1 protein-coding gene and 1 pseudogene are annotated in these 2,148 nt (G+C 42.8%); one reads left to right on the forward strand and one right to left on the reverse strand.

Annotation, left to right across the window (positions count from 1 at the left end; translation table 11 throughout):
- The first annotated feature begins 38 nt into the window (after positions 1-38).
- Positions 39-362 (forward strand): pentapeptide repeat-containing protein, encoded by a 324-nt coding sequence (locus H3R21_RS07585; protein ID WP_370628110.1) that lies wholly within the window; start codon positions 39-41, stop codon positions 360-362.
- 28 nt (positions 363-390) lie between these two features.
- Here the strand turns inward: H3R21_RS07585 and H3R21_RS07385 are convergent.
- Positions 391-2,112, reverse strand: a pseudogene (locus H3R21_RS07385) (DUF1542 domain-containing protein); the annotation flags it as partial.
- Between the last annotated feature and the right edge of the window lie 36 nt (positions 2,113-2,148).

The following is a 2,148-nucleotide window of genomic DNA, read 5'->3' on the forward strand; positions in this document are numbered from 1 at the left end:
AGAACCGTTTGATCCTGAGCCATTGCTATCTGAACCATTTGATCCTGAGCCATTGCTGTCTGAACCGTTTGATCCTGAGCCATTGCTATCTGAACCGTTTGATCCTGAATCATTGCTGTCTGAACCGTTTGATCCTGAGCCATTGCTGTCTGAACCGTTTGATCCTGAATCATTGCTGTCTGAACCGTTTGATCCTGAGCCATTGCTGTCTGAACCGTTTGATCCTGAGCCATTGCTGTCTGAACCGTTTGATCCTGAGCCATTGCTATCTGAACCATTTGATCCTGAGCCATTGCTGTCTGAACCGTTTGATCCTGAGCCATTGCTGTCTGAACCGTTTGATCCTGAGCCATTTCCCTTAATTCCAGGTACATATTGTGCATCTATTACGGCAATTGCAGCGTCTCTTAAATCTTTAATTTCTTGAGCTGTTTCTGCACGATCAATTGCATTTTGTGCCTTTTCAGTTTCAAACTCAACTCTAGCAGTCTGAACATCTTTTTCTTCCTGGGTTAAGTAAGCATCTTTGGCTATTGCCTTCTTAATCGTATTGGCTTCTTGATCAAGTTCTGCCTTAGCTACTTCCTTCAATTCTTTCAGACCATTTCCTGCCACGTGTTGCGCATGGATTGCAATGATTCCTGCTTCGTATTCATCTTTGACACCCTGCGCATCAGCTGCTGCACTAATCTTATCAATTGCTTTCTGTGCTTGCGTGTCAACTTCTCTAGCCTGTTGTGCCTTAACCACATCATTAAGAGTTGGATCATTATTAATCAACTCTTTAACGATAGCTGCTTCATCATTAATTAGTTGTTGAGCATATTTCTTTTGGTCGGCTAATGAAATTGGGTTAGTAACATGCTTAGAATCAATAATCTTGATACCATTCTCAACTACTTTTTGGATACTTTCAAGTGAACCAGCAGCATCAATTCTGTCCTTAACCGCTGTTGCTGCTGCATCTACAGCTGCAATTTGTTCAGCTTTAGCTTTGTTATCCAACGAAACGTCTCTAGCAATTTGGCCCTTAACTAATTCTGCTTCCTCATCAATTCGGTGCTTAGCATCTGTTCTGTGATTGGTTAAGTCAGTTCCTGGCTTATAGGCTGCGTCAATCTTATTCTTGCCGTCTTCCACTGCTTTATTAACTTCATCAGCATCTTTAGCCTTGTCAATTGCATCCTTAGCATCTTCTACTGCCTTGTCAACATCTTGCTTCTGCTTGTTCTTCTCATCAGTAGTCAAGTTCTTGTCGGCGTCGATCTTGTCCTTGACAATATTAGCTTCCTTGTCAATTTCCTTGTTAGCGTCTGCCTTTTGGTCACTTAAGTCCTTACCTGGCTTGTAGGCTGCGTTGATCTTGTCTTTACCATCTTCCACTGCCTCAACAATTTCATCTGGTGTCTTAGCTTTATCAATTGCATCCTTAGCTTCTTCTACTGCCTTGTCAACGTCTTGCTTCTGCTTGTTCTTCTCATCAGTAGTCAAGTTCTTGTCGGCGTCGATCTTGTCCTTGACAATATTAGCTTCCTTGTCAATTTCCTTGTTAGCGTCTGCCTTTTGGTCACTTAAGTCCTTACCTGGCTTGTAGGCTGCGTTGATCTTAGCCTTACCATCTTCCACTGCCTTAACAATTTCATCTGGTGTTGTTGCAGCATCGATTGCAGCGTTTGCTTCTGCTACTGCCTTGTCAACGTCTTGCTTCTGCTTGTTCTTCTCATCAGTAGTCAAGTTCTTGTCGGCATCGATCTTGCCCTTAACTGCCTTAGCTTCATCTGCAATTTCTTGCTTAGCATTAGCCTTTTGGTCACTTAAGTCCTTACCTGGTACATATGCAGCGTTGATCTTGTCTTTACCATCTTCCACTGCCTCAACAATTTCATCTGGTGTCTTAGCTTTATCAATTGCATCCTTAGCTTCTTCTACTGCCTTGTCAACGTCTTGCTTCTGCTTGTTCTTCTCATCAGTAGTCAAGTTCTTGTCGGCGTCGATCTTGTCCTTGACAATATTAGCTTCCTTGTCAATTTCCTTGTTAGCGTCTGCCTTTTGGTCACTTAAGTCCTTACCTGGCTTGTAGGCTGCGTTGATCTTAGCCTTACCATCTTCCACTGCCTTAACAATTTCATCTGGTGTTGTTGCAGCATC

The sequence above is a fragment of the Lactobacillus sp. W8172 genome (genome assembly GCF_016102055.1).
Classification (GTDB): domain Bacteria; phylum Bacillota; class Bacilli; order Lactobacillales; family Lactobacillaceae; genus Lactobacillus; species Lactobacillus apis_A.